This is a genomic window from Streptomyces sp. BRA346 (assembly GCF_052851135.1).
On the sequence record NZ_JAIWIH010000006.1, the window covers coordinates 366,475 to 390,499 of the forward strand.

30 protein-coding genes are annotated in these 24,025 nt (G+C 70.6%); 19 read left to right on the forward strand and 11 right to left on the reverse strand.

From position 1 onward, the window contains the following. The first annotated feature begins 238 nt into the window (after positions 1 to 238). From LCH29_RS11430 to LCH29_RS11440, 3 genes are all read left to right on the forward strand, one after another. Complete coding sequence (locus LCH29_RS11430; protein ID WP_446461572.1) at positions 239 to 1,771, forward strand: hypothetical protein; 1,533 nt, start codon at positions 239 to 241, stop codon at positions 1,769 to 1,771. 177 nt (positions 1,772 to 1,948) lie between these two features. Then, the gene (locus tag LCH29_RS11435) at positions 1,949 to 3,391 is read left to right on the forward strand and encodes an alkaline phosphatase PhoX (protein WP_446461573.1); all 1,443 of its coding nucleotides are present in this window, start codon (positions 1,949 to 1,951) and stop codon (positions 3,389 to 3,391) included. A 41-nt stretch (positions 3,392 to 3,432) separates the two neighbouring features. Beyond that, positions 3,433 to 4,458, forward strand: coding sequence for an LLM class flavin-dependent oxidoreductase (locus tag LCH29_RS11440; protein WP_446461574.1), 1,026 nt, complete (start codon positions 3,433 to 3,435; stop codon positions 4,456 to 4,458). A 243-nt stretch (positions 4,459 to 4,701) separates the two neighbouring features. Here the strand turns inward: LCH29_RS11440 and LCH29_RS11445 are convergent, their stop codons facing one another. Next, on the reverse strand, positions 4,702 to 5,286 hold the full coding sequence (locus tag LCH29_RS11445) for a TetR family transcriptional regulator (protein ID WP_446461575.1): 585 nt from the start codon (positions 5,284 to 5,286) through the stop codon (positions 4,702 to 4,704). A gap of 99 nt (positions 5,287 to 5,385) precedes the next feature. Between LCH29_RS11445 and LCH29_RS11450 the strand changes: the two genes are divergently transcribed. Then, complete coding sequence (locus LCH29_RS11450; protein WP_446461576.1) at positions 5,386 to 6,396, forward strand: NAD(P)-dependent alcohol dehydrogenase; 1,011 nt, start codon at positions 5,386 to 5,388, stop codon at positions 6,394 to 6,396. 197 nt (positions 6,397 to 6,593) lie between these two features. Continuing rightward, the gene (locus LCH29_RS11455) at positions 6,594 to 6,725 is read left to right on the forward strand and encodes a hypothetical protein (protein ID WP_446461577.1); all 132 of its coding nucleotides are present in this window, start codon (positions 6,594 to 6,596) and stop codon (positions 6,723 to 6,725) included. 10 nt (positions 6,726 to 6,735) lie between these two features. Here the strand turns inward: LCH29_RS11455 and LCH29_RS11460 are convergent, their stop codons facing one another. From LCH29_RS11460 to LCH29_RS11480, 5 genes are all read right to left on the reverse strand, one after another. Continuing rightward, positions 6,736 to 7,479 (reverse strand): class I SAM-dependent DNA methyltransferase, encoded by a 744-nt coding sequence (locus tag LCH29_RS11460; protein ID WP_446461578.1) that lies wholly within the window; start codon positions 7,477 to 7,479, stop codon positions 6,736 to 6,738. Positions 7,480 to 7,529: 50 nt separating this feature from the next. Further along, a complete protein-coding gene (locus LCH29_RS11465; RefSeq protein WP_446461579.1) occupies positions 7,530 to 7,943 on the reverse strand; it encodes a PIN domain-containing protein in 414 nt (137 codons plus the stop codon). Then, positions 7,925 to 8,215, reverse strand: coding sequence for a hypothetical protein (locus tag LCH29_RS11470; protein ID WP_063732134.1), 291 nt, complete (start codon positions 8,213 to 8,215; stop codon positions 7,925 to 7,927). Before LCH29_RS11470 ends, LCH29_RS11465 begins: the two co-directional genes overlap by 19 nt. Positions 8,216 to 8,404: 189 nt before the next feature. Then, on the reverse strand, positions 8,405 to 9,604 hold the full coding sequence (locus tag LCH29_RS11475; protein ID WP_446461712.1) for a TerD family protein: 1,200 nt from the start codon (positions 9,602 to 9,604) through the stop codon (positions 8,405 to 8,407). A gap of 123 nt (positions 9,605 to 9,727) precedes the next feature. After that, positions 9,728 to 10,651, reverse strand: a complete 924-nt coding sequence (locus LCH29_RS11480; protein WP_446461580.1) for a DMT family transporter — start codon at positions 10,649 to 10,651, stop codon at positions 9,728 to 9,730. A gap of 107 nt (positions 10,652 to 10,758) precedes the next feature. Between LCH29_RS11480 and LCH29_RS11485 the strand changes: the two genes are divergently transcribed. Beyond that, positions 10,759 to 11,340, forward strand: a complete 582-nt coding sequence (locus LCH29_RS11485) for a TetR/AcrR family transcriptional regulator (protein ID WP_446461581.1) — start codon at positions 10,759 to 10,761, stop codon at positions 11,338 to 11,340. Positions 11,341 to 11,403: 63 nt separating this feature from the next. After that, positions 11,404 to 12,096, forward strand: coding sequence for a ribonuclease H family protein (locus LCH29_RS11490; protein ID WP_446461582.1), 693 nt, complete (start codon positions 11,404 to 11,406; stop codon positions 12,094 to 12,096). A 97-nt stretch (positions 12,097 to 12,193) separates the two neighbouring features. Here the strand turns inward: LCH29_RS11490 and LCH29_RS11495 are convergent, their stop codons facing one another. The 3 genes from LCH29_RS11495 to LCH29_RS11505 all read right to left on the reverse strand — a co-directional run bounded on the left by LCH29_RS11495 (position 12,194) and on the right by LCH29_RS11505 (position 13,591). Continuing rightward, on the reverse strand, positions 12,194 to 12,619 hold the full coding sequence (locus tag LCH29_RS11495; protein WP_446461583.1) for a hypothetical protein: 426 nt from the start codon (positions 12,617 to 12,619) through the stop codon (positions 12,194 to 12,196). 152 nt (positions 12,620 to 12,771) lie between these two features. Then, a complete protein-coding gene (locus tag LCH29_RS11500; protein ID WP_446461584.1) occupies positions 12,772 to 13,167 on the reverse strand; it encodes an effector-associated constant component EACC1 in 396 nt (131 codons plus the stop codon). Continuing rightward, the gene (locus tag LCH29_RS11505; protein WP_446461585.1) at positions 13,112 to 13,591 is read right to left on the reverse strand and encodes an ATP-binding protein; all 480 of its coding nucleotides are present in this window, start codon (positions 13,589 to 13,591) and stop codon (positions 13,112 to 13,114) included. Before LCH29_RS11505 ends, LCH29_RS11500 begins: the two co-directional genes overlap by 56 nt. 175 nt (positions 13,592 to 13,766) lie before the next feature. On the opposite strand from LCH29_RS11505, the gene LCH29_RS11510 reads away from it, so the two are divergent. From LCH29_RS11510 to LCH29_RS11535, 6 genes are all read left to right on the forward strand, one after another. Continuing rightward, entirely contained in the window at positions 13,767 to 14,579 is an 813-nt protein-coding gene (locus LCH29_RS11510; RefSeq protein WP_446461586.1) for a helix-turn-helix domain-containing protein, read from the forward strand. Further along, positions 14,576 to 14,827 carry a DUF397 domain-containing protein gene (locus LCH29_RS11515; protein ID WP_446461587.1) on the forward strand — a complete coding sequence of 84 codons (252 nt, stop codon included), beginning with the start codon at positions 14,576 to 14,578 and terminating at the stop codon, positions 14,825 to 14,827. The genes LCH29_RS11510 and LCH29_RS11515 overlap by 4 nt, the downstream gene beginning before the upstream one ends. A gap of 64 nt (positions 14,828 to 14,891) precedes the next feature. Continuing rightward, positions 14,892 to 15,341, forward strand: a complete 450-nt coding sequence (locus LCH29_RS11520; protein ID WP_446461588.1) for a MarR family transcriptional regulator — start codon at positions 14,892 to 14,894, stop codon at positions 15,339 to 15,341. Further along, positions 15,338 to 16,741, forward strand: a complete 1,404-nt coding sequence (locus tag LCH29_RS11525) for an MFS transporter (protein WP_446461589.1) — start codon at positions 15,338 to 15,340, stop codon at positions 16,739 to 16,741. The genes LCH29_RS11520 and LCH29_RS11525 overlap by 4 nt, the downstream gene beginning before the upstream one ends. A gap of 17 nt (positions 16,742 to 16,758) precedes the next feature. Then, positions 16,759 to 17,310, forward strand: a complete 552-nt coding sequence (locus LCH29_RS11530; protein ID WP_446461590.1) for a cysteine hydrolase family protein — start codon at positions 16,759 to 16,761, stop codon at positions 17,308 to 17,310. 29 nt (positions 17,311 to 17,339) lie between these two features. Then, positions 17,340 to 18,311 (forward strand): threonine ammonia-lyase, encoded by a 972-nt coding sequence (locus LCH29_RS11535; protein WP_446461591.1) that lies wholly within the window; start codon positions 17,340 to 17,342, stop codon positions 18,309 to 18,311. Here LCH29_RS11535 and LCH29_RS11540 read toward each other — a convergent pair. Further along, positions 18,308 to 18,769, reverse strand: a complete 462-nt coding sequence (locus LCH29_RS11540; protein ID WP_446461592.1) for a hypothetical protein — start codon at positions 18,767 to 18,769, stop codon at positions 18,308 to 18,310. The genes LCH29_RS11535 and LCH29_RS11540 overlap by 4 nt on opposite strands. A 182-nt stretch (positions 18,770 to 18,951) precedes the next feature. Between LCH29_RS11540 and LCH29_RS11545 the strand changes: the two genes are divergently transcribed. From LCH29_RS11545 to LCH29_RS11565, 5 genes are all read left to right on the forward strand, one after another. Next, entirely contained in the window at positions 18,952 to 19,278 is a 327-nt protein-coding gene (locus LCH29_RS11545; RefSeq protein WP_446461593.1) for a PadR family transcriptional regulator, read from the forward strand. Next, positions 19,275 to 19,631, forward strand: a complete 357-nt coding sequence (locus tag LCH29_RS11550; RefSeq protein WP_446461594.1) for a DUF1048 domain-containing protein — start codon at positions 19,275 to 19,277, stop codon at positions 19,629 to 19,631. The genes LCH29_RS11545 and LCH29_RS11550 overlap by 4 nt, the downstream gene beginning before the upstream one ends. Position 19,632: 1 nt before the next feature. After that, positions 19,633 to 19,959, forward strand: a complete 327-nt coding sequence (locus tag LCH29_RS11555; RefSeq protein WP_446461595.1) for a DUF1048 domain-containing protein — start codon at positions 19,633 to 19,635, stop codon at positions 19,957 to 19,959. Positions 19,960 to 20,053: 94 nt separating this feature from the next. Beyond that, the gene (locus tag LCH29_RS11560) at positions 20,054 to 21,196 is read left to right on the forward strand and encodes an FAD-dependent oxidoreductase (RefSeq protein WP_446461596.1); all 1,143 of its coding nucleotides are present in this window, start codon (positions 20,054 to 20,056) and stop codon (positions 21,194 to 21,196) included. Next, positions 21,193 to 22,188 (forward strand): BtrH N-terminal domain-containing protein, encoded by a 996-nt coding sequence (locus LCH29_RS11565; protein ID WP_446461597.1) that lies wholly within the window; start codon positions 21,193 to 21,195, stop codon positions 22,186 to 22,188. The genes LCH29_RS11560 and LCH29_RS11565 overlap by 4 nt, the downstream gene beginning before the upstream one ends. Here the strand turns inward: LCH29_RS11565 and LCH29_RS11570 are convergent. After that, positions 22,185 to 22,676 (reverse strand): MarR family winged helix-turn-helix transcriptional regulator, encoded by a 492-nt coding sequence (locus tag LCH29_RS11570; RefSeq protein WP_446461598.1) that lies wholly within the window; start codon positions 22,674 to 22,676, stop codon positions 22,185 to 22,187. The genes LCH29_RS11565 and LCH29_RS11570 overlap by 4 nt on opposite strands. A 104-nt stretch (positions 22,677 to 22,780) precedes the next feature. Between LCH29_RS11570 and LCH29_RS11575 the strand changes: the two genes are divergently transcribed. Then, complete coding sequence (locus LCH29_RS11575; RefSeq protein WP_446461599.1) at positions 22,781 to 24,010, forward strand: multidrug effflux MFS transporter; 1,230 nt, start codon at positions 22,781 to 22,783, stop codon at positions 24,008 to 24,010. Positions 24,011 to 24,025 lie beyond the last annotated feature (15 nt).

Genomic DNA, 24,025 nt, shown 5'->3' on the forward strand with positions numbered 1-24,025 from the left:
TGAACAGAGGGACAGGGTGGCCTCTACGCGCGTCAATCTCTTGTCTCCGTACGACAGTTGTCAAGAGTGGTCAGATGTACGGCCCCGGACCAGCGGATGAACAGACACACGAACGGCTGGGGGAACGCGGCGGGCGGCCACATCGGGACGAAACTGCCCCCGAGTTCCGTCTACGCTGGGGGTCGGGCCGTGCGTCCCGTGCCCTCCGTACCGCCATCCGCTGAGGAGACTTCCGCATATGCCAGAAGACCGCCCCACCATGCCGCCCGTGCGGCTCCGCAGCGAAGCGGAGCTCGCCCGGGACGCGCTCGCCGCGCCGCTTCTCGCCCGCGCGGTACGGCTCGCCCGCTGGGCCGAGCCCGGAAAGCCGGTGGCGTCGGGGGGCGTGCTGTCGGCGGATGATCTGCGGGCGGCGGTGGAGCTGCTGGACCTCGCTGCGGACGAGGACGGGGCCGAGCACGCCGCCCAGGCGTGGCAGCTGGCCGTCGACACCGGGCTGGTCGCGATCCAGGAGGCCCAGGAGTCCGCGGCGGACGATTCCTCACAGGACTCGGCGGACGACGACACCGCGGCCGACGGCGAGCGCGAGCCCGCCGCCACCGCCACCAGCGGCGAGGAGCTCCAGCTGATCACGGGCGGCAGCCCGCAGGACGTCCTCGACATCTGGCTCGACGGCTTCGAGACCGTCCTCGCCGACGCCGCCGCGCCCGACCTCGGCGACCTGGTGGACCAGATCAGCGAGGGCGGCGAGATCGACCTCGACTCGATCGACTGGAACCCGGAGGAGGAGGCCGAGTTCCTGGACGGGATCCTGGGCAACCTCTACCTGCTCACCGCCATGGACGAGGAGGCGGCCGTCGGCTCGGTGCCGCTGCCGGCGCTCGTCGCCTCCATGGTCGTCCCCGACGACATGGACGAGCCCACCGACGACATCCTCGAAGAGGTGTCGGAGGCGATGGTGCGGCTGGACGACCAGTTCCGGCTGCTCGCCCCGACCGGCCTGATCGACTACCAGCCGGTGGACGAGGCGCTGATCGAGGAGGTCGACGGCGAGGTCCGGCTCCACGAGTCCGAGGCGGCGCGGGAGCAGGCGGCGCAGGACGAGGAGGAAGACGTCTCCCGTTACGGCATGGTCCGCCTCACCCCCCTCGGCGTCTACGCCGTCCGCTCCCGCATGCTCGACGCGGGCGTCGACGCCCCGGTCGTCGGCGACCTGGCCGACAAGGGCGCGGACGTCCTGCTGGACACCCTCCCCGGCCACCCCGAGTCCGCCGCCCACGCCGAGGCCGAACTGTGGCTGGGCCGCCGTACGCCGGACGGGGCCGCCCGGGAGCTCCTGGCCGCCGCCCGCGGCGACGACGAGGGCGCCCCGCTGCGCCGCCTCACCTGCCAGCAGACGCTGTCGCTGGTCGGCGGCGCGGCCGAGCCCGCGCTGCGGGAGGTGCTGGAGGACCGCCACCTGGGCGGGCTGGCCCGGGTGTGGCTGGCCGAGCACGGCGCGAGGGACGTCCCGGAGCCGTCGGAGAGCATGGTCTTCTGGCTGACGGTGGACACCCTGGCCGCGCAGCTCGCCACGGAGGACGACTCCGAGGAGCTGCGGGACCTGGTGCGCGGGCTGGTCGACCAGTCCGGCGGGTTCTTCGAGTCCGCCTGGAAGGTGGACCACCCGGCGACGGCCGACGTGCTGGAGGCGATGGGACGGCTGCACCCGGACAAGAAGGCCGCGAAGGAGGCCCGGAAGGCCGCCTTCAAGGCCCGCTCCCGGGCGTAACGACCGGCGGATGGCGGGCGGATAGCGGAGAGCGTGACGTCGACGGGCCCGTTTGGTCCGTCGATGTCTCATTCCGTTCAACTGCTGTTCGGTCTAGGGCGAAAATCTATGCGCGCAGTGCGCAGCAGCGCGCAGCATGGCGTCCGCAGCCAGGCCCTTGCCGCTCAGGAGATGAAGATGGCCGTCACTCGAAGAGACTTCGCGAAGCGCTCCGCGTACACCGGGGCCGGGTTCGCCCTCGTCGGCACCGCCGGTGTGCTCGGCACCGCGCCCGGTGCCCTGGCGACGGAGACCACCGGTACCGCGGCGGAGCAGGGAGGCGACGCCGCAGCGCTCGGCTACGGCCCGCTCGTCGCCGACCCCAAGGGCATCCTCGCCCTGCCCAAGGGCTTCACCTACCGGATCATCACCCGCACCGGTGAGACGACGCTGGAGTCCGGCGAGTCCACCCCGTCCAACCACGACGGCACCGCCACCTTCGAGGGCCCGCGTGGCGCGACGCTGCTCGTCAACAACCACGAGCTGAAGGGCCCCCGCGCGGACTGGCCGCACCCGGTTCCGCTGATCGACGGCCTGGTCTACGACCCGGCGGCGTCCGGCGGCTGCACCGTGGTCGAGGTCGCCAAGCACGGCGACCACGTCTCCGAGTGGGTGGGCATCGCGGGCACCTCGACCAACTGCGCGGGCGGGCGCACCCCGTGGGGCACCTGGCTGACCTGCGAGGAGACCGAGGACAAGGCCGGTCAGAACGGCATGACCAAGGACCACGGCTACGTCTTCGAGGTCGACCCGCTCGACCGCAAGGCGAACCGCAACCCCAAGCCGATCAAGGCGCTGGGCCGGTACGCGCACGAGGCCGTCGTCGTCGACCCCAAGCGCGGCCACCTCTACCTCACCGAGGACGCCTCCGGCCCGAACGGCCTCCTCTACCGCTGGGTCCCGCCGCACGGCTTCGAGCACGGCCGCGGTCAGCTGCGCACCCTCAAGGACGACGCGGGCGTGCTCCAGGCACCCAAGTGCTACGACTCCGGCGGCCACTTCGTGGACGACCTCTCCCGCGCCACCAAGACCGGCACGGTCTACGGCGTGGACTGGGAGCCGGTGCTCGACCGCGACGCCAAGTCCGTCCCCGTCCGGAAGCAGTTCAAGGACGGCGAGATCACCCGGGCGCGCAAGCTGGAGGGCATGTGGTGGGCCGACGGGGGCGCGTACATCGTCTCCTCGTACGCCCGTGAGGAGAGCCCGGTCCAGCACGACGGCCAGGTCTGGTTCTACGACCCCAAGCGCCGCACCCTCACCCTCAAGGTGCTGCTGGGCGTCAACCCGGACCCGTCGAAGGACGGCGCGTTCGACGGCCCGGACAACATCACCGTCTCGCCGTACGGCGGTCTGGTGATCGCCGAGGACGGCGAGGGCATCCAGCACCTGTTCGGGGCGACGGACGACGGCCGTACGTACCCGATCGCGCGCAACGACCTGAACATCGGCTCGGCGGAGGAGCCGGAGTTCAGCGAGTTCACCGGCGTGGTCTTCTCGCCCGACGGGGGGACCCTGTACGCCAACATCCAGGACCCGGGCATCATGCTCGCGATCACCGGCCCCTGGCGCCGCCAGGGCTGAGCCGGGGAATCCGGCGGGCGGGCGTGTGCGTTGACGCGTAGGTGACCTCGTGGCTTCGTAACGTCCCCTTCTCCATCCTGGACCGCTCCCGCACCCGGCAGGGGCGGGAGCGGTCCGAGGCGCTGCGCGGCACCGTACGGTTCGCGCGGCAGGCCGAGGCTCTGGGTTTCCACCGCTTCTGGGTCTCCGAGCACCACAGCGTCCCCGGCGTCGCCGGATCGGCGCCCACCGTGCTGGCGGCCGCCGTCGCGTCGGCGACGGACCGCATCCGGGTGGGCACCGGCGGCGTGATGCTGCCGAACCACCGGCCGCTGGTGGTGGCGGAGCAGTTCGGGGTGCTGGCCTCCCTCTTCCCGGGCCGCATCGACATGGGGCTCGGCCGCTCGGTCGGCTTCACCGACGGCATCCGCCGGGCGCTGGGCGCCGAGAAGGACGCCGCGCAGGACTTCGGCGCGCAACTGGTCGAGCTGTTGGGCTGGTTCACCGGCGAGCAGCGTACGTACCCCCAGGTCCACGCCCACCCGGCGGAGGGCCTGACCCTGCCCGCCTTCGTCCTGGCGACGGGCGCGGGCGCGGACGTGGCGGCCGAGGCCGGATTGGGGCTGGTCATCGGCGATCTCCGCGGCCGGGACCGCATGCTCCGCGCGATCGACCGCTACCGGGCGGGCTTCCGGCCCTCCGCGTGGTCGTCCGCGCCGTACGTCGTCGTATCCGGCAACGTGGCCGTCGCCGACACGACGGCCGAAGCGCGCCGCCTCCTCACCCCCGAAGCCTGGGCGATGGCCCACTCCCGCACCCGCGGCAGCTTCCCCGCGCTCATCCCGCCGGAGGAGATCGCCGCGCTGGACATGACCGAGAAGGAGCGCGGCTTCTACGAGGAGGGGCTGAGCGGCCAGATGTACGGCACGGAGGACGAGGTGGCCGCCGCGCTCGACGAGCTGATCGGGCGCAGCGGTGCGGACGAGGTGCTGGTGACGACGAGTACGTACGACCGCGACGCCCTCCTCGATTCCTACCGGCGCCTGGCCCGGGTGGCGGGCCTGGCGGGGGACCCGGTGTCCGCCTAGTGCTCCAGTCTGGTTTCGTAATCCATGCAGTGGGTTCGCTTGCCGTCCGGCGTCGGTGGTGGCTGCGTCGGGCTGTTGCCTGGCGGCGTCACCAGGCCAGACCCCCCGGCGTAACGACACGACGCACCGGCTCGCCCAGCGCCCGCTACTCGTCGGGCAGGTCGGTCTTGCTGGGCTCGCGCTCGCTCACGGCGACCAGCCCAGCACACCCATGGCCGCAGTGCAGAAGCAGAGTGTTCGCGATCACGGAGAAACTTCACGGGTGTGGAAGGCGCGGCGGACGGTCTCGGCCAGGGCGTGCTTTCGGCGCTCGTGGTCCGGTGGGGGGGTGTCCTGCGCGGTGCCGGAAGGGCCCACATCCGACCAAGTCAGCGCCATGGACGTCACCAGCGCGAGAAGATCCTCTGCCTGCAGCGATGGCACGACTCGCCCGTCGCGCTGGGCCTGCGTGATGGCCTGTAGCTTGGCGCCCGTCTCCGGTGCTGCGGTCGCGGTGTTCGTGGGCGTGACTCCCTCCAGCCGGGCCCAGGCGGCAAGCCTGATCAGTTCCGGTTGCGAGAGAGCGGCTTCGTAGAGCCCCGTGGCGTACTGGGCGAGGTCGTCGGCAGTGAAAGGGACCGAGTCGACGACGGTTTGGGAGTGGGCGCGGAAGACGGCGTCGAAGAGGCCGAGCTTGTCACCGAAGTAGGCGTACAACCGAGCTTTGTTGATACCCGCGGCGGCCGCGATGCGGTCGACGCGGGCACCCGCGATGCCGTGGGCCGCGAAGTCGGTGGTTGCGGCGTCCAGCAGGCGGCGGCGGGTGTCTTCACTCTTGGGGTACGGCACGGCCTCATCATACAAACCAGTTAGTTTTCATCGCGCCCTCTGGTGGTGTATGAATGAAAACGAACTGGTTAGTTTCTTCGATCGGATGGGATCGTTTGCATGTCTGTGCACGCGTATGCGGTGGAGCGGGCGGGTGGCCCTGTGCAGGTGCGTCAGTACGAACCGGAGCCACTGGGACCTCTTGAGGTGGACATCTCCGTGACCCACTGCGGCGTCTGCCACACCGATATAGGCATGATCGACAACAGTCACGGGATCTCACGGTTCCCGGTGGTAGCGGGGCATGAGGCTGTCGGGGTGATCACGGCGTTGGGTGACGCCGTGGACCACTCCCGCCTCGCTCTGGGACAGCGTGTGGGAATCGGCGCGTACGCGGGCTCGTGCTTCGCCTGCGAGTGGTGCATGACCGGCCGCCAGCACCTGTGCCCGGCCGGCGACGCAACCGTCTTCCGCGGCGACCGCGGCGGGTTCGCCACTCAACTCCGCGCCAGCGACTGGCGGCATGTGCACCCGCTCCCGGACGTCATCACCTCCGAGGAGGCAGGGCCGCTGCTGTGCGCCGGTGCGACCGTTTTCTCGGCCATCGTGCGTCACGACGTCCGGCCCACAGACCGGGTCGCCGTCGTGGGTGTGGGCGGTCTGGGCCACCTGGCTATCCAGTTCCTGGCCAAGTGGGGCTGCCACGTCACCGCCGTCTCCAGGAGTGCCGAGAAGGCGGACGACGCCCGCCGTTTCGGCGCCCACGCGGTCGTCACCCCCCACGACGGGTTCGAGGACCTGGCCGGCTCCTTCCACTTCGTACTGTCCACTGTCTCGGGTGATCTGCCGTGGGACACGTACCTCAACGCGTTGCGCCCTCAGGGAACCCTGTGCGTGGCCGGCGTCCCCGACAGCAGCTTCACCGTGCACCCGCTCAGCATCCTGACAGGCGAAAGAAAACTCGCGGGAGGCCTCACGGGGACGCCCGCCGAGACCCGGCAGATGCTCGACTTCGCCGCGCGCCACGGGATCCGCCCCGCCACGGAGACATACCCGGTCTCCCGCATCAACGAGGCGCTCGACCACGTCCGCCGTGGTCGAGCGCGCTACCGTGCCGTCCTTGAGATGTGAGCGTCATAGGCCACTGCCCTGCCTCCTCGCCGACACGGCGCCCGGCGATCCGTAGGAGCAAGCCGTCAAGGCCTGCCTGACCGTTCTGTGCCACCGCGACGCCGGGCAGACGGTCGGCCGCCACGGCCGTTGTCGGTCGACGCGGTGCTGGGGCTGGTCGCCAGGGTGGCCGAAGCGGCTGGGTGACCCTGTGGGACGTGGCCGAGCACCGGCAGCTCCGGTTCCTCTACGACGGCGGCGAAAGCGTGGCCTTCAGCCCGGACGGCCGCCTCGTCGCGGGCCACGACGGCAAGTCCCGCACGGTACGGCTGTGGAAAGCCCCCAAGTGAACGGTTGAGCTCAGTCGGCCGACACCTTCTCCCACACCGACACATGCCGGGGGCTGTCGTTGGTGAACGGCTCCCGCGCCCACCCCTCCCACCGGTCGCGCAGCCGCATCCCGGCGAGTTGGGCCATCAGGTCCAGCTCCGCGGGCCATACGTACCGGAAGGGGACCGGCGTGTACGTGGCCCGGCCGTCCTCCTCGAGTACCAGGTGGTGCGAACTCATCTCCTGGGTGGCGACGTCGTACGTGTCGAACCCCCAGCGCGCGGCGTCGACGCGGAACGGCACGATGTGCTGCCCCGGGGGCAGCTTCCGCAGCTCGGGGATCGTGACCTCGATGACGAAGCAGCCGCCGGGGGCGAGGTGCCGCGCGACGTTGCGGAAGCACGCCACCTGGGCGTCCTGCGTCGTCAGATTCATGATCGTGTTGAAGACGAGGTACGCGACGGAGAACGTGCCGTCGGCCTGCGCCGTGGCGAAGTCGCCGATCGTCACCCCGATCGCGTCCCCGCCCGGCTTGTCGCGCAGCCGGGCCACCATCGCCCGGGACAGCTCGATCCCGTGGACCGGTACGCCGCGGGCCGCCAGCGGCAGCGCGATACGCCCCGTCCCGACCCCCAGCTCCAACGCCCGCCCGTCCCCGGCGAGCCCCGCCAGCACATCCACCACCGGGTCCACGACGCCCGGCTCGAACATCTCCGCCGCCGACTCGTCGTACGTCGCCGCGACGCGCCCTCCGAAGTGCCCGTCATCGCTCATGCCCGGGACCGTACTCCGCAGATATTGCCCGGCGCGCCTCATTTTCGGGGTCAGACGGCGACGAGGGTGACCCGGCCTCCGCACAGCTTTTCCATGTCGTCCGTGTCCGAGGTCAGCATGACCACAGGGCCGGGCTGGTGCAGCGCGGTGACTGCCACCATCGCGTCGATGGCGTATTTGTGGCCGTGCAACCCGGTCTCCTGGAGCAGGAGCGCGGCCTCTTTGGACCAGCCCACGCTGAGGGGCTCCACGCGCAATTGGGAGAGCACGTAGTTCCAGCGGGCGCGTTCGATGCCGTTGTGCTGGGCCTCGATGAGGGTGGCGCCGCTGACCACTCGGTCGGCACCGCGGTCCAGCGCGGATCGCACCATGTTCATCACGGCCCGGTCCTGCTCCAGATACAGCGACAGCCCCTGGCTGTCCAGGACCAGGCAGCCGGCACCGCTCAGACGGCCTCGTGCCACCGGGACTCCCGGCGCTCGGCCGCGGCCCAGATGTCGGCGGCCGCCTCGCGCTCCGCGCCGGTGAACGGGCCGTGCTCATCCTCGAACTCGGCGAGGTATGCGCGCGTGGCCTGATTGCGCAGATGCTCCTCGATGGCCACGGCGACGAGCGCCGAGACCCCGCGGTTGCCCGCGTAGTCGCGCAGGGCCCGTACGGTGCCCTCCGGGAGGGACACGCTGATCGCCTTCGCCGGTCCCTCGCCGAGGCCCGGCTCTGCCTCTTCTTCTGCCACGTGGCTAGTTTAGCAATTCTCTTAATAATGTGGCGTGCCATACCGGGGCGCTCCCGGCCCCCCCCGTGTGCGCGGGTGCGCCCGACGCCCTGGGGCGCGCCCCCGGCCCGCTCAGCGCGGAGCCGCCCGGGGGCCGGGGTTGTCCCCGGTTAGGGGAGGGGCGGGCGGGGGGAGAACCCGCCCCGCGCCTCAGAGGGCCTTGCCCGCGGGCTTCGCCATGCCGCGCACCGTGCGCGAGTCGACGTACTCGCCCATCGCCGTCATCTCCCACTCACCCGAAAACTGCTTGATCAGCTTCGCCATCATCACGCCCGTCCGCGGCTCGGCGTGGGTGATGTCGAAGCGGACGAGCTCCTCGTTCGTCTGGGCGTCGACCAGGCGGCAGTACGCCTTGGCCACGTCCGTGAACTTCTGGCCGGAGAAGGAGTTGACGGTGAAGACGAGGCCCGTGACCTCCGGAGGGAGGCCGCCCAGGTGGACGGTGATGGTTTCGTCGTCGCCGCCGCCCTCGCCGGTGAGGTTGTCGCCGGAGTGCTGGATGGCGCCGCCGAGGATCATCAGCTTGCCGAAGAAGCACGCGTCGATCTTCTTGCGGTCGACGCCGAAGGCGATCACGGAGGCGTCGAGGTCGATGTCCGCGCCACGGAAGGCGGGCTCCCAGCCGAGGCCCATCTTCACCGACGACAGCACCGGCTGACCGCCCTTGACCAGGGAGACGGTCTGGTTCTTCTGGAGGCTCACCCGGCCCTTGTCCAGGTTGATCTTCCCCGAGGCGGGGGGAGCGGGGGGAGTGGTGGGCATGGGGGGCGGGGCCACCTGGGCCGCCGGGCCGGTGGGCGGGGGCGCTTGGGTGACCGGGGGAGCGGCAGGCGCGGCAGGCGCGGCCGGGGCGGCGGGTTCTTCCACCGATACGCCGAAGTCCGTCGCGATGCCCGCCAAGCCGTTCGCATAGCCCTGCCCCACGGCCCGTACCTTCCAGCCGCCGCCCCGCCGGTACACCTCCACGACCACGAGCGCGGTCTCCGTCCCCAGCCGGGGCGGGGTGAACGTGGCGATCACGGCGCCGTCGTCCGCCCCGCGCACGGTCGCGGTCGGCTCGGTGCCCGCGAAGGTGGCGCCGGGGGCGTCCAGGCTCGCGGTCACCACGATCTTGTCGATGTCGGGGGGAACGGCGGCGGTGTCGACGGTGATCGCGTCGCCACCGCCCCCGGCCCCGGCGCGGTGGGTCACGCCGGGGCCGGTGGGCTGGTTGTAGAACACGAAGTCGTCGTCGGAGCGCACCTTGCCGTCGGTGGTGAGCAGCAGGCCCGACACGTCGAGCCGCACGGGCGCGGTGACGTCCACCGCCACGCGCGCGACGGTGAGGGGGAGGTTCGAGCCGGGAGTCATAGCGGTCATGTCCGGGGTAACGAACGTCCCCCTTTTACGGTTCCTTGACCTGCCGGGCTTCCCCGCGGCGTCGCCTTCCCCGAACCCGCCCTGACGGCGCGGGGCTGAGGCCCCCGACATGCTTCACCGGCTGACGCGTACGGGACGCTCGGCGGCGGCAGCAGCGGCATCCGGTCGCGCCGACCGCCCGGGGCGCCGGTTCGCCGCCGCCACCCCGAGCACGCACACCGCCATCCCGACCAGCGCCAGCACCCCCGGCGCCTCGCCGAACATCGCGTACGCCCACACCGAGGTCGTCGGCGGCGTCAGGTAGATCAGCGCGGAGGTACGGGTGACCCCGCTGTGCCGCACGCTCAGCCAGTAGAAGCCGTAACCGCCCACCGTGGAGAGCGCGACGGTCCAGGCCACGGCGAACCAGAAGCCGCCCCCGGGCGGCGGCGCCGCGTGCCCGCCGACCAGGGCGACCCCGGCGAACAGCGCCGCACTGGTCAGGCAGTGCAGCGGTATCGCGTCCATCGGCGACAGCGGCGTCCGCGCCCGCCGCTCCAGGAAGCTCGCCGCCAGCAGAGCCGCCATGGCCGCGAAGGGGAGTGCGTACGCCCAGGGCGTCACGGCCGACGTCCCGTACAGGTCGCCCTGTACGACGAGGGCGACACCGCCCAGCCCGATCGCGAGCCCCGTCCACGTCCGCGCGGACACCGTCTCGCCGAGCAGCCGCCCGGCCAGGGCGCCGGCGGCCAGTGGTTGCAGGGCGGCGATCAGTGCGGCGGTCCCGGACGGTACGCCGAGCCCGACCGCCCACACGATCCCGCCCAGGTATCCGCCCTGCGACAGCGCGCCGATGACGGCCTGCTCGGCCACGGCGCGCGGCGGGATTCGGCGCCGCCGGAAGAGCGCCCAGCCGCCGCCCAGCAGAGCGGCCGCCGCGAGGAAGCGCCACATCAGCAGCGTGTCGGCGGGGGCCTCGCGGGTGCCGAGTTCGGCGCCGATGAAGCCGGAACTCCACATCACGACGAGACCGACGGACGTGATCGCGGTGATGGGCATGAAGAGCCTCCCCGGGTTACTGGGTATACCGGTCTGTTTAGTCGCTCAGGCACTAGACTAAACAGATCGGTATACCCGTCAAGTCACGTCGGGAGGGATCACGGCCCATGGAGACACTCACCCCCGCCGCCCGCCGCGTCCTGGACGCCGCCGCCGAGCTGTTCTACGGGCAGGGGATCAACGCGGTCGGCGTGGATCTGATCGCCAAGCACGCCGGAGTCACCAAGAAGACGCTGTACGAGCGCTTCGGTAGCAAGGAAGCGCTGGTCGCCGCGTATCTGCGCGAGCGCGACGAGCGGTGGCGGGCCTGGCTGACCGCCGAAGTCGACAAAGCGCCCCGGCAGACCCCGCCGGACCGCATCCTCGCCACGTTCGACGCCCTCGGCGTCTGGATGCGCCGCGAGAACCCGCGCGGCTGCGGCTTCGTCAACGCCGCCGCCGAGCTGCCGGACACCGGCCATCCGGCCCGTCAGGTGATCGGCGACCAGAAGCGCTGGCTGCGGGGCTATCTGCGGGAGTTGTCCGAGGACGCGGGCGCCACGGACCCCGGTGCCCTCGCCGACGAACTGCTCCTGCTCCACGAGGGCGCCACCGTGCTGTACGGCCTGTCGGTCATCCCCGACCCCGTCGACGCGGCCCGCCGCCAAGCGCGGCGCGCCCTGCGGCAGGCCGGGGTGCGGGACCGCTGAGGCCGCAGCCGCCGGGGGGCGGCCGCGGCCCGAGCACCCGCAGACCCCTGGCAGGATCGAGGCATGGATGAACAGATCATCGCCGCGTGTGACGGCGCGTCCAAAGGGAATCCCGGGCCCGCGGCCTGGGCGTGGGCCATCGCGGACGCGAGTGGCGAGGTGGGGCGCTGGGAGGCCGGGCCGCTCGGTGCCGCGACGAACAACGTGGCGGAACTGACCGCGCTACAGAAGCTGTTGGAGGCCACCGACCCGGCCGTGCCGCTCCAGGTGCGGATGGACTCGCAGTACGCCATGAAGGCGGTCACCACCTGGCTGCCGGGGTGGCGGCGGAAGGGATGGAAGACGGCTTCGGGCTCACCGGTGGCCAACCAGGGTCTCGTAATGCGTATCGACGAGCTGCTGGCGGGCCGCACCGTCGATTTCGTCTATGTGCCCGCCCACCAGGTCGACGGCGACCCGTACAACGCGGCCGCGGACCGGGCCGCCAGCCATACGGCCCGCACGCAGCAGGCCGCCGGGACCTCGCTCGGCTCCGCCCTGCCGCCGCCGGAGCCCCAGACGGCTTCCCGCTCGGCGGGCCGTGGCCAGGCGAGCGCCAAGGGGCGGACGAAGACCGCCCGCTCAAGCGGCGGTGGCGGATCGATCAAGGCGAAGTTCCCCGGGCGCTGCCGCTGCGGCCAGCCGTACGCGAAGGGGGAGTCCATCACGAAGAACCCCGACGGCTGGGGCCACCCCGCCTGCAAGACGGCCGGATAGGGCGCGGCCCGCCGTTCACCACGTCACGCCGGGGTCTCCCGCGTCCGCGCCTGGTGACGGCGGGCAGCCGCTCCTTGACGTCCGCCCACGCGAGCCTTCAGCTCGCGTCGGTGTCCCCGGCGCTGACGGTGATCCGCGCGTAGTCGTACCCACCAGTCTCGGGCGACGGGTTGTAGGTGACCGTGAACGTTCGCCGTACGTCGCCGAAGCGGTCGGAGTACGTCACCCGGGACGGGCTGGTGCGCTTCGGCTTGGCGCTGATGTCGTACGTACGAAGGAAGTCCTCGACGCTGGAGTCCTGGCCGTTGCCCACCTGGTACCGGAGCACCGCTGTGCCGTCCTTCTCCACCTTGGCGTACGTCGGCACGTAGTAGCGCCCCGCGGAGGGATGCTGCTCGTGGTGCATCCCCGCCTCGCGCTCCACCGCCTCCTCCGGATCCTCACCGGCCGGCGTGAGCAGTGCGACGGCCGCCCAGGCGATCACGCCGAGCGTCCACACCCCGCACAGGGCCAGGACCCACACCAGCCACCTGCGTCGGCGCGGCCTCGTGGAATCGGGCTCCGCACTCACAACGTCCCCCCGTACCGACGCGGGCTCGCCGTGGGGCAGCACGCTTCGACGACTATGCGATCACTCGTGGTGGGATCCTAGCCGCTCGGGTGCGCACCGAGCCGTCAGGCGCTGTCCGCGTCCGCCGCCGGGGCCGGGCTGGGGGCGGACGCGGTCTCCATCGCCTCCACGAAGTGGCGCACCGTCTCCGCGTCACACTCCCCGCGCACCGTTATCGACCGGCCGTTGGCGCTGATGATGACCGCGGGCGCGCCCGGACGTGCGGCACGCCACGCGGCGTACGACAGCCCGAGGTTCAGCGCGCCGAGCCCCTGACTGACCACCAGATCGATGATCTCCAGCTTCCCGCGCGAGGGGCTCGGGATCATGTTCAGATCGGCATGCGCACGAACGTCCGTGTCCTGCCGCAGCCACCGGTACAGGTCGTGGATCGCGAGATCCCCATCATCCGCCTCGGCGCTGATCTCCACTCGCAGGGCGGCTTGCATCCGCTGTTCCATGGTTGCTCACCATAGGGCTGGGCGCCCCGTATTTTGTTGCGATCTCAGCCCAAACGGTCTTCCCCGGCCCACCGTTGGGCCGCGGCCCAACCGCCCACCGCTCGGCGAACTGCGACACGAGGAACAGCCCGCGCCCCGTCTCGGCGTCCGGCGTCGCCGTCGTGAGCGCGGGCTGCCGCTCGCCACGGGTGTCCGACACCTCGATACGGATCGGGCCGGAGGCGTCCAGCGGTGCGGTGAGGCGTACGTGGAAGTCCCGCCCGGGGACGCGTCCGTGACGCACCGCATTCGCGCACAGCTCGCTGGCGATCAGCGTGGTGATCTCGTTGGGGCTGGAATCGTACGGATACCCCCAGGCGGCCAGCCGGTGCGATACGAGCCGCCGCGCGAGCCGCGCACCGCGCGGTGTCGAGGTGAAGCGCATGGCGAACTCTCCGGGTACGGCGGGGATTTGCCCCGGGGGCGTACCCCATGAGGGGGTATTTTCGGTCGTCATGGCAACGAGGGTGGCGGTCGTGTGCCTAGTCTCACCAGTAAGCGCGCCTGTACGGACAGTGTCTGTCGGACACGCGCGGGCGCGGAGGTAGGGGTGGTGACCCATGGCAGGTACGGACAACTCGTCGGCGTTCCTGAGGGGGTTCGGCAGGCAGCTGAAGCTGTTGAGGGAGGCGGCCGGGCTCACCCAGGCGGAGCTGGGGGCACGCGTCGGGTACAGCGCGGATCAGATCGCCTCGGTGGAATGCGGGCGCCGGATCCCCAAGCCGGACCTGATCGACAAGCTCGATGAGGTTCTGGCCGCCGGGGGCCTCCTCAAGGCGATGAAGGAGCAGTGCGCGCTGGCGCGGTATCCGGCGTTCTTCCGCGACGCGGCGGAGATCGAACAGGAAGCCGCTGAGCTGTATTCGTACGAAAACCAGGTGTTCATGGGGCTGTTGCAGACGAAGGACTACGCGCGAGCCGTCCTGGGGATGCGTCGCCCTCTGCTGGACGAGGAGCTGATCGAGCAACGGGTCGCCGCGCGGCTGGACCGCCAAGCGATCTTCACCGTCAAGCCCGCACCCATCATGGGCTTCGTTATGGAGGAGGCCATTCTGCGGCGCCCCTATGGCGGGAAGCATGTTCTGCGCGGACAGTTGGAACATCTGCTCCTCCTCGGGGAGAAGCGCAATGTGGAACTCCAGGTCATGCCGACGGACCGTGAGGACCACGCTGGAGCCGCTGGCAACTTCAGCCTGATGGTCCCCAAGGGGGGTGCGCAGATCGCGTACATGGAAACTCAGGGACACAGCGTCCTGCTCACGGACCGGGAAGAGGTCCGCATCATCGCCGCACGGTATGGGATTATCCGGGCCCAGGCTCTCAATCCACGGGAGTCGCTGGGCCTTATCGAGAAGGTGCTGGGAGAGCTATGAACAGGGGCATAAGCGAGTTGAACTGGTTCAAGAGCAGCTATAGCGGCAGCGAGGGTGGCAACTGCGTCGAGGTCGCCATGGACTGGCATAAGAGCAGCTACAGCGACAGCGAGGGCGGCCAGTGCGTCGAGGTCGCCGCGTGCCCGAACACCATCCACGTCCGTGACAGCAAGGTCACCGAGGGCCCGATGCTGACGTTCCCGGCCGCCGCGTGGGACGCCTTCGTAGGGTTCGCCAGGAACGCCTGATTGAACAGTCCAGCCTGTTCAGTCCAAACTGGACAGGCTGGACTGAAGAAATTACCGTGAGGGTATGGCAGAGACCCCTCGCGGCATGTCCGCGTCGTCCGTGCAGGCCGCGCACGAGATCCGCGTCGTCGTGGGACGCCTGCGGCGGCGGTTCCGGGAGTCGTACGACACGGAGGGGCTCACCCCGACCCAGACGTCCGTGCTCAGCAGGCTCAGGAGGGACGGGCCCTCCTCGGCCAGTGCCCTCGCAGCCGCCGAGCGTGTACGGCCGCAGTCCATGGCGATGACCCTCGGCGCGCTCGATGAGCGCGGTTTCATCGAGCGGCGGCCCGACCCCGATGACCGACGGCGGCAGTTGATCTCGGTGAGCGAGGCGGGCCAGGTGTTCCTGGAGGACAAGCAGCGCGCGGGCGAGGAGTGGCTGTCCCAGGCCCTCGAATCCGGCTTCACCGAAGACGAGCGGCAGGTCATTATCCGTTCGCTGGCCCTGCTCGACCGGCTCAGCGACGCATGATCACACGGCTCATACGACGTACCACCAAGCCCCAGGCGCGCGGCGGTTTCGACCGCAGGCTGCTCGCGCCGATGATGCTGGGGTCGATCCTCAACCCGGTCAACTCGTCCATCGTCTCCGTGTCGTTGGTGCCGATCGGCGCGGCCTTCGGCGCTCCGCCGTCGCAGACGGCCTGGCTGGTGTCGGCGCTCTATCTGGCGACCGCGATAGGTCAGCCGGTCGTGGGGCGACTGATCGACCTGTACGGGCCGCGCCGCCTCTTCCTCCTCGGGTCCGCGCTGACGGGGCTGTCGGGGCTGATCGGCGTGCTGGCCCCGAACCTGGCGACGCTGATCGTCGCGCGGGTGGTGCTGGGGTTCGGGACCTGCGCGGGTTATCCGGCGTCGATGTACCTCATCCGCAGCGAGGCCCGGCGTACGGGCCACGAGAGCCCCGCCGGGGTGCTGACCGCGCTCTCCATCGCCAACCAGACCGTGGCCGTCATCGGCCCGTCGCTGGGCGGGTTGCTGATCGGGCTGGGTGGCTGGCGTACGACCTTCGCCGTCAACCTTCCGCTGGCCGCCGCCGGTCTGATCCTCGGCTTCCTCCGCCTGCCGAAGACCGACCCGCGCCGGGAGCGCGAAGCGGCGGCCGGGCTGGACCTTCCCGGCATGGCGCTGTTCGCCGGGATGCTCATATCGCTGCTGCTGTTCCTGATGGAGCCGGGGGCCGACCGCTGGTATCTGCCGGTGCTGATGGTGGTGGCGGCGGCCGGGTTCGCGGTGCGGGAGCTGCGGATGGCGGAGCCGTTCATCGATCTGCGGGTGCTCGGCGGCAACGTACCGCTGCTGCTCACGTACGCCCGTATGCTCCTCGTCGCCGTCGTGTCGTACGTCCTGCTGTACGGGTACACCCAGTGGCTCCAGGAGGGGCGGGGGCTGTCGGCGTCGCAGGCGGGGCTCGTGCAACTGCCGTTGTTCCTGGCGGGGATCGCGGTGTCCACCGCCACCGGTAAGCGGGCCCAGGTGCGCGGCAAGCTGCTGGTCGGCGCGGTCGGGCAGATCGCCGTATGCCTCCTGCTGCTGACGCTCAGCCCGCACAGCCCGGTGTGGCTGCTGATCGTCATCGCGGTCGTCGCCGGTGTACCGCAGGGACTGAACAACCTGGCCTTGCAGAACGCGGTGTACCACCAGGCCGACCCCGAGCGGATGGGGTCGTCGGCCGGTCTGCTGCGTACCTTCCTCTACCTCGGCGCGATGGTTGCCTCGGGCGCCAACGGCGTCTTCTTCGGCGCCCGCGCGGACACCGGCGGGCTGCACGGGCTGGCCTGGTTCATGCTCGCCGTCGCCGGTCTGTTTCTGGCGATCACAGTCGCGGACCGCTCGCTGCGCCGCGTCGGCTCGTCCTCCTCCGCTTCCTGACGAAAGACCTGACTGCCATGTCGAACACCGCACTGCTCGTGATGGACATCCAGAAGAGCATCGTGGACCACATCGCCACCCCCGATTACCTGCCGCGGCTGACTCGGGCGGTGGAGGCGGCCCGTACCGCCGGAATCCCCGTGCTGCACGTGGTCGTCGGCTTCCGGTCCGGCCACCCGGAGGCGTCCGGCCGCAACAAGATGTTCGGTGCCCTGCCGGAGGGCGCCTTCACGCCCGAGGACCCGGGCGCCGCCATCCACCCGGACCTCGCGCCCCGGCCCGATGAGGTCGTGATCACCAAGCGGCGGGTGAGCGCCTTCGCCGGGAGCGACCTGGAGATGGTGCTGCGTTCCGGCGGCTTCACGCATCTCGTCCTGGCGGGCGTCGCGACCAGCGGCGTCGTCCTGTCCACCTGCCGCCAGGCCGCCGACCTCGACTACCGGCTCACCGTGCTGGCCGACGGCTGCGCCGACGCGGACGAGGAGGTGCACCGGGTGCTCACCGAGAAGGTGTTCCCGCGGCAGGCCGAGGTGACGAGCGTCGAGGAGTGGACGAAGGCGGTCGGCTGACCGGGTGGCGCTAGCTAGGCTGCTGTGTCGTGCAGGAGACGCGCCTTGACACGGATCGGATCCGGGCGGCCCGCCGGGTCATCGACCCGGTTTTTCTCGACACTCCGCTGTACCGCTGCGAGGCGTTGGAGCCTGGCCTCGGGTGCGCGGTGAGCATCAAGCTCGAAACGGCGAACCCGGTCCGCAGCTTCAAGGCCCGTGGCACGGAGGTCGTCGCGAGCGCGCTCGCCGACGGTGCCTCGCGCGCCGCCGTGGTATGCGCCAGCGCGGGCAATCTCGGTCAAGCCCTGGCGTGGTCCGGTCGCGACCGGGCGCTCGACGTGACCGTTGTGGCATCCCGCTTCGCGACGGTGGCCAAGCTGGATCGCATCCGTGCGTTGGGTGCCCGGTTGGAGCTGGTGGACGGCGACCACGAGATGGCGCGCGAGCGGTCGGCGGCCATCGCGCGGTACGAGTCCATCCGGCTGGTCGAAGACAGCCTGGACATCGAGACCTGCGAGGGCGCGGCGACCATCGGCCTGGAGCTGGTGGCCACCGCGCCGTCGTTCGACACCGTCCTGATCGCCCTCGGCGGCGGGGCGCTGGCCACCGGCGTGGGCCATGTGGTGAAGGCGCTGGCCCCCGATGTCGAGGTGATCTGCGTCCAGCCGCTGGGCGCACCGGCGATGACGCGCTCATGGCGCGGGCGGCGCGTCGTCACCACCGACTCGACCGACACCATCGCCGACGGCGTGGCCGGTCGGCGTCCCATCCCGGCCGTCCTGGACGACCTGCTCGTGGTCGCCGACGACGCCGTTCTGGTGCAGGAGGCGTCGATCATCGCCGGTATGCGGATGCTCCTGGACCAGGCCGGTCTCGTCGTCGAACCGTCGGCCGCGCTCGGCATCGCGGCGATCCTCGAAGACCGCGACCGCTTCGCGGGCCGACACGTCGTGACCATCGTGTGCGGCAGCAACGTCGACGTGGACGCCTACCGCCGCTGGGTCGGTGCGGCCGCCTAGCTCACCGGTCCGCACCAGGAGGTCTGGCCCCGGCTGTTGTACAGGCACAACTGCGCGTGCAGGTTCTTGACCGACAGCGTGGAGTGCTTGGCGAAGTTCGTCATCTTGTACGCGCCAGCCGCCTTGGCCGCGGTCTTCTTCGATGCGTGGTGCCACGCACCGCCGCTGTAGTAGTCGTAGCTGACCCGCACCAGTACGCCTCGGTTGTCCCCCGAGGCGTCGAAGGCGTATCCGCGGATGCCCACCTTGCCGCCGGTCCAGTCGACGCGGATCTCGCCCGACCCGGCCTCCAGGCCGCCCCTCAGATACAGGTCACTCTTCCAGTTGTGCTGCCCCGTGTACGCCCCGTTCGCCCAGTGCGCGGCGGCGCTCGCCGGTGAGGCGCTGATGGCCCCTAACGCGCCGACGGCGACGACGGCGGTGAGCGTGCGCCCGATCATCCTGCTCTTGCGGTTCATCCGTTCCCCCTTGGTCGTTGCGGACGTTCCACGGGGGAGGATGCGGCTCGCAGTCGGATGAGTTCCGTCCATTTGCGGTGGATACGGGAAGTTCCTGAGCGTGTCGCACCTCCGCTACTCGGTGGTACCGTATAGCGGTACTCGGTAGCACTCAGTACCGATGGGGCTGAGGAGGACCCGCGATGGAGGACCTGACGGAGATGCTGAAGGGCACGCTCGAAGGGTGCGTGCTCGAAATCATCGGCAGCGAGGAAACCTACGGGTACGCCATCACCCGTCAGCTGAACGAGCTCGGCTTCGCCGACGTCATCGAGGGGACGGTGTACACCATCCTGCTGCGGCTGGAGAGGAACGGGCTCGTCCAGGTGACGAAACGGCCATCCGGGGTCGGTCCGCCGCGCAAGTTCTACACGCTCAACGATGCCGGACGCGAGGAACTCGCGAAGTTCTGGGCGAAATGGCAGTACCTCTCATCGCGCATCAACAGGCTCAAGGAGGGCGGGAGATGAACTTCTGGGAGAAGGTCACAGGCAGCGATCTCACCAGGGATTGGAAGGCGTTCGAAGCCCGGGTCGAGGCCCTGCCCGACGACTACCGGGAGGCGTGGGGACAGATCGTCGCCCATCTCTTCCCCTACGGGGACTTCACCGGCCGCAACCTCACGCCGATCCTCGACTCCGCCCTGGGGCTGCTCGAAGTGTCGGCAGCGGACGGGCAGAGCATCCACGAGGTGCTCGGTGACGACGTCCAGGGCTTCTGCACGGCGCTGGCTGGCGGATCAGGGGCCCGGACTTATCGCGACCGGTGGCGCGAGCAGTTGAACAGGAACGTCGCACGGAAATTGAGCCGGCTGGGAGGCTGACGTGAGCATCCAAGACATCATCGAAGGCAAGAAACAGTGGCGGGCGCACATGGCCCGGGTCAAGGCACTCCCGCCGGACTACCAGATCGTCTACAAGGAGATGCAGAAGTACCTGTTCAAGGTCGGACCGGTCAGCCTGTCCGACGGAACCCTCCTCCCCGGAATCGTCGACTTCTTCGAGGAGGGCGTCGCCGCGGGCAAGGGAGTTCTGGAACTCATTGGCACCGACGTCGCCGCGTTCTGCGACGACCTGATCAAGGACTCTCCCACGTATGCGGACGTCTACCAGAAATCCATGAGCGGGGAACCCGGCCCGGCCGAGAAGTGACGCCTTCGACCGGCGACGGGCCGACCTGGGCGGGTGCCCGGCTGTCGGTGCGTTGTAGGTGGCGTGTCGGTGGGGCCTGGAACCTTTCCCCACCATGACCACAGACGTCACGATCATCGGTGCCGGACTCGGCGGACTGACCTTCGCCCGCGTCCTGCACGTCCACGGCATCCCGGCCACGGTCTACGAGGCGGAGGTCTCTCCGGCGGCGCGTGCGCAGGGCGGAATGCTCGACATCCATGAGGACAGCGGACAGCCTGCTCTGCGCGCGGCGGGCCTCATGGACGCGTTACGCGGCCTCATCCTGGAGAGCCGCCAGGCGATACGGGTTCTCGACCGGGACGGGACCGTCCTGTTCGAGCATGCCGACGACGGTACGGGTGGCAACCCCGAGGTGCTGCGCGGCGAGCTGCGGCAGATGCTCCTCGACTCGCTCCCGGCCGACACCGTCCGGTGGGGCCACAAGGTCAGCGGTACCCGTGCCCTCGGTGAGGGCCGCCACGAGGTGACGTTCGCCGACGGCACCACCGTCACCACGGGCCTTCTGGTCGGCGCGGACGGCGCGTGGTCCCGGGTCCGGCCACTGCTCTCTCCCGCGGCACCCGAGTACATCGGCATGTCGGCCGTCGAGACCTGCCTGTTCGACGCCGACACCCGGCACCCGGCCAGTGCGAAAGCGGTCGGCGGCGGGTCGCTGTTCGCCCTCGCGCCGGGCAAGGGGATCCTGGCGCACCGGGAGCGCGGCGGCACCCTGCACACCTACGTGATGCTCGCCCGGCCGCGGGACTGGTTCGCGAACCTCGACTTCACCGATCCCGCCGCGGCCACCGCGCGGATCACGCGGGAGTTCGACGGCTGGGCCCCGGAACTCACCGCGCTGATCGCCGACGGTGACACCGCACCGGTCCTGCGGCCCCTCCACGCCCTGCCCGTCGAGCACCGATGGACCCGGGCGCCGGGCGTCACCCTGCTCGGCGACGCCGCCCACCTCTCGCTCCCGAACGGCGAGGGCGCCAACCTGGCCATGTACGACGGCGCCGAACTGGGCCAGGCCCTCGCCGCGCACCCGGACGACATCGAGGCCGCGCTCACCGCGTACGAGCAGGCCATGTTCCCCCGCAGCGCCGCGGCCGCCACCGAAGGCACCCAGGTCCACGAGATGTTCTACGGAGCGGGCGCACCGCACAGCCTGATCAACCTGTTCACCGGCCACGAGGCAGGAGAATGGCCAGCATGACCATGGTGAAGGACATCGACGTCCGCGGTATGCAGCACTGCGAGACGACCGCGCTGGGCGTGCTGTTGCGGCATGAGGGACTCGACCTGTCCGAACCCATGCTGTTCGGGCTCGGCTCCGGGCTGTCCTTCATCTACTGGGACAGCAAAGCCATGGGCTTTCCCTTCCTGGGAGGCCGGGTCAAGCCGTTCGAGCTCACCAGGAACCTGGCCGCCGCGCTCGGGCTCGAGCTGCTGGTCGGGGAGACCACGTCCCCGCGCAAGGCGTGGCAGAACGTGGCGGCACCCATCGACGCCGGTCGACCGGTCGGCCTTCAGCTCGACAGCTACCACCTGGACTACTTCAGCACCAAGGTGCACTTCGGCGGGCACGTCGTGGCGATGTACGGCTACGACGAACGGGACGCCTACCTGGTGGACACCGCCCCGCAGGGCGGAGCCGTCTCGACCAGCCTCTCCGGCCTGGCCAGGGCCAGGGCCGAGCGCGGCCCCATGACCGCCAAGCACCGCTCGTTCACCCTCACGGCGCCCAGCGGCCCGACGTCACCGCTGATGTCACCGCGGGACCGGATCATCCCCGCGATCAAGACCTGCGCCGACGCCTTCCTGAACCCGCCCATCGCGAACCTGGGCCACCGGGGCATCGAGAAGACCGCCCAGCAGGTGCCGAAGTGGCTCCAGCGCAGGGACAATCCGGGGGAGGACCTGCCACGGGCCGCCGACCTCATGGAGAGGGCCGGGACCGGCGGTGCCCTGTTCCGCAATCTCTACCGGGACTTCCTCGCCGAGTGTGCCGAGCTGATCGACAGCGGCCACCTGCGCACCGGCCACCGCCTGTACGCCGAGGCCGCCACCTTCTGGACACAGGTGGCCGCGCTCATCGCGACAGCGGGCGCAACCGGCGACGCGCAGAACCTCACGCAGGCGGGTTCGCTCCTCCACGAGCTCTCGCGCGTCGAACGCGAGGCGATGCGGGCCCTCAGCAGGCTCTAGGGGTGCTCTCCGGCGGCGTCGTCCAGGAGTGCCGTGGTGATCCGTTCCAGGGAGGCGGCGAGGCGGCTGCGGTCGTCGGCCGTCACGGGGGCGACGTAATAGCGCTCCATGATACGGGCGTGGACGTCCACCGCGTGCACGAACGTCCGCTCGCCCTCCGCGGTCGTCTCCACCAGCGTGACCCGGCGGTCGTCGGGTGACGGAACGCGGCGGACCAGGCCCGCTTCCTCCATGCGGTCGATCAGCCGCGTGACCCCGCCGCTGGTCAGGATGAGGTCCTGGGCCAGGGCGCGCTGGGAGACCTGTTCCTCGGGGTCCTTGCACAGCCGGATCAGCACCTCGAACATCACATGGCTGATCCCGGACTCCGCCCGCATGGCGGCGTTGATGCGCTGTTCCAGGTGGGTCGCCGTCTTCAGCAGCAGGCCGAATTCGTGGACGAGCGGCCCGCGGGCAGCCTCCGCGGCGGTGCGCTTCCGTGCCCCCATGGCGTGTCTGCCTTCCCCTATGGATCTTGCGGGCAGTCTAGTGCCGCATAAGTCACTGACTCGTCAATTGCTGAGCAGTCAGCAATATGGTTACCCTACTGCTCATGGACGTCGCTACCGCACCCCCCGTTTCCACCTCGCCCGCACCCCCGCGTGCGCTGCGGCTGCTCATCGTCCTGGGGGCGCTGTCGGCGTTCGGTCCGCTGTCGCTGGACATGTACCTGCCCGCGCTGCCCGCCCTCGCGCGGGACTTCGCCGTCCCGGACGCGGCCGTCCAGCTGAGCCTGACCAGCTGCCTCATCGGCCTCGCCGTCGGGCAGCTGATCGCCGGGCCGCTCAGCGACCGGTGGGGGCGGAGGGTGCCGCTCCTGGTCGGCCTCGCCGGGTACCTCGTGGCGTCCGTGCTGTGCGCCGTCGCGCCGAACGTGGGTGCCCTGACCGGGCTGCGCGCCGTCCAGGGCATAGCGGGCGCGGCGGGGATCGTGATCAGCCGGGCCATCGTCCGCGACCTCTACGAGGGCACCGCCGCCGCCCGCTTCTTCTCCCTCCTCATGCTGGTCAACGGCCTGGCACCGATCCTCGCCCCGGTCGTCGGCGGTCAGCTGCTGCGCTTCACGTCCTGGCGCGGGGTCTTCCTCGTCCTCGCCGTCATCGGCGCGGTATTGCTCGCGGCCACCGTGCTCGTCGTGGGGGAGACCCTGCCGTCCGCGCGGCGGCGCCGCGGCGGACTCGGGCAGACGGTCCGCAGCTTCGGTGTGCTGCTGCGCGACCCGGGCTTCCTGCGGCCCGCCCTCGCGGGCGGTTTCGCGTTCGCCGCGATGTTCGCGTACATCTCGGCGTCGTCCTTCGTGCTCCAGAAGACGTACGGCCTGGACCCGCAGCAGTTCAGCATCGCCTTCGCGGTCAACGCGCTGGGCATCGTGCTGCTCGGCCAGGGCAACGCCCGCCTGCTGCGCGGCCGTTCGCCGTCCGCGCTGCTCCGCGCCGGACTCGCGCTGTGCGCGGCCGGTGGTGGCGCGCTGCTGCTGTCCGTACTCGCCGACCTCGGCGTGGCCGCCGTGCTCGTCTCGCTCTTCGCGCTGGTCTCCAGCATCGGGCTGATCATGCCGAACTCCACGGCGCTGTCGATGTCCGGCCACCCCGAGATGGCCGGTACCGCGTCCGCGCTGCTGGGCCTGCTCCAGTACGCCCTGGGCGGCCTCGCCGCCCCCCTGACGGGCCTCGGCGGCAACGGGGCGGCCCTGCCGATGGCCCTGGCCATCGCCGCCAGCGCGGCGGGGGCGGTCGTCGTGCACCTGTGGCCCGTACGGCGAGCCGTCACGCCCCGGCGATAGCCGACTTCAGCCGTC

Coding starts and splice junctions, on each gene's coding strand:
- LCH29_RS11435 (WP_446461573.1), top strand. CDS start 1,949: ATGGCCGTCACTCGAAGAGACTTCGCGAAGCGCTCCGCGTACACCGGG.
- LCH29_RS11505 (WP_446461585.1), bottom strand. CDS start 13,591: ATGCGCTTCACCTCGACACCGCGCGGTGCGCGGCTCGCGCGGCGGCTC.
- LCH29_RS11510 (WP_446461586.1), top strand. CDS start 13,767: ATGGCAGGTACGGACAACTCGTCGGCGTTCCTGAGGGGGTTCGGCAGG.
- LCH29_RS11500 (WP_446461584.1), bottom strand. CDS start 13,167: ATGGAACAGCGGATGCAAGCCGCCCTGCGAGTGGAGATCAGCGCCGAG.
- LCH29_RS11450 (WP_446461576.1), top strand. CDS start 5,386: ATGTCTGTGCACGCGTATGCGGTGGAGCGGGCGGGTGGCCCTGTGCAG.
- LCH29_RS11530 (WP_446461590.1), top strand. CDS start 16,759: ATGTCGAACACCGCACTGCTCGTGATGGACATCCAGAAGAGCATCGTG.
- LCH29_RS11545 (WP_446461593.1), top strand. CDS start 18,952: ATGGAGGACCTGACGGAGATGCTGAAGGGCACGCTCGAAGGGTGCGTG.
- LCH29_RS11525 (WP_446461589.1), top strand. CDS start 15,338: ATGATCACACGGCTCATACGACGTACCACCAAGCCCCAGGCGCGCGGC.
- LCH29_RS11475 (WP_446461712.1), bottom strand. CDS start 9,604: ATGACTCCCGGCTCGAACCTCCCCCTCACCGTCGCGCGCGTGGCGGTG.
- LCH29_RS11430 (WP_446461572.1), top strand. CDS start 239: ATGCCAGAAGACCGCCCCACCATGCCGCCCGTGCGGCTCCGCAGCGAA.
- LCH29_RS11480 (WP_446461580.1), bottom strand. CDS start 10,651: ATGCCCATCACCGCGATCACGTCCGTCGGTCTCGTCGTGATGTGGAGT.
- LCH29_RS11515 (WP_446461587.1), top strand. CDS start 14,576: ATGAACAGGGGCATAAGCGAGTTGAACTGGTTCAAGAGCAGCTATAGC.
- LCH29_RS11540 (WP_446461592.1), bottom strand. CDS start 18,769: ATGAACCGCAAGAGCAGGATGATCGGGCGCACGCTCACCGCCGTCGTC.
- LCH29_RS11460 (WP_446461578.1), bottom strand. CDS start 7,479: ATGAGCGATGACGGGCACTTCGGAGGGCGCGTCGCGGCGACGTACGAC.
- LCH29_RS11485 (WP_446461581.1), top strand. CDS start 10,759: ATGGAGACACTCACCCCCGCCGCCCGCCGCGTCCTGGACGCCGCCGCC.
- LCH29_RS11560 (WP_446461596.1), top strand. CDS start 20,054: ATGACCACAGACGTCACGATCATCGGTGCCGGACTCGGCGGACTGACC.
- LCH29_RS11565 (WP_446461597.1), top strand. CDS start 21,193: ATGACCATGGTGAAGGACATCGACGTCCGCGGTATGCAGCACTGCGAG.
- LCH29_RS11520 (WP_446461588.1), top strand. CDS start 14,892: ATGGCAGAGACCCCTCGCGGCATGTCCGCGTCGTCCGTGCAGGCCGCG.
- LCH29_RS11490 (WP_446461582.1), top strand. CDS start 11,404: ATGGATGAACAGATCATCGCCGCGTGTGACGGCGCGTCCAAAGGGAAT.
- LCH29_RS11550 (WP_446461594.1), top strand. CDS start 19,275: ATGAACTTCTGGGAGAAGGTCACAGGCAGCGATCTCACCAGGGATTGG.
- LCH29_RS11570 (WP_446461598.1), bottom strand. CDS start 22,676: ATGGGGGCACGGAAGCGCACCGCCGCGGAGGCTGCCCGCGGGCCGCTC.
- LCH29_RS11575 (WP_446461599.1), top strand. CDS start 22,781: ATGGACGTCGCTACCGCACCCCCCGTTTCCACCTCGCCCGCACCCCCG.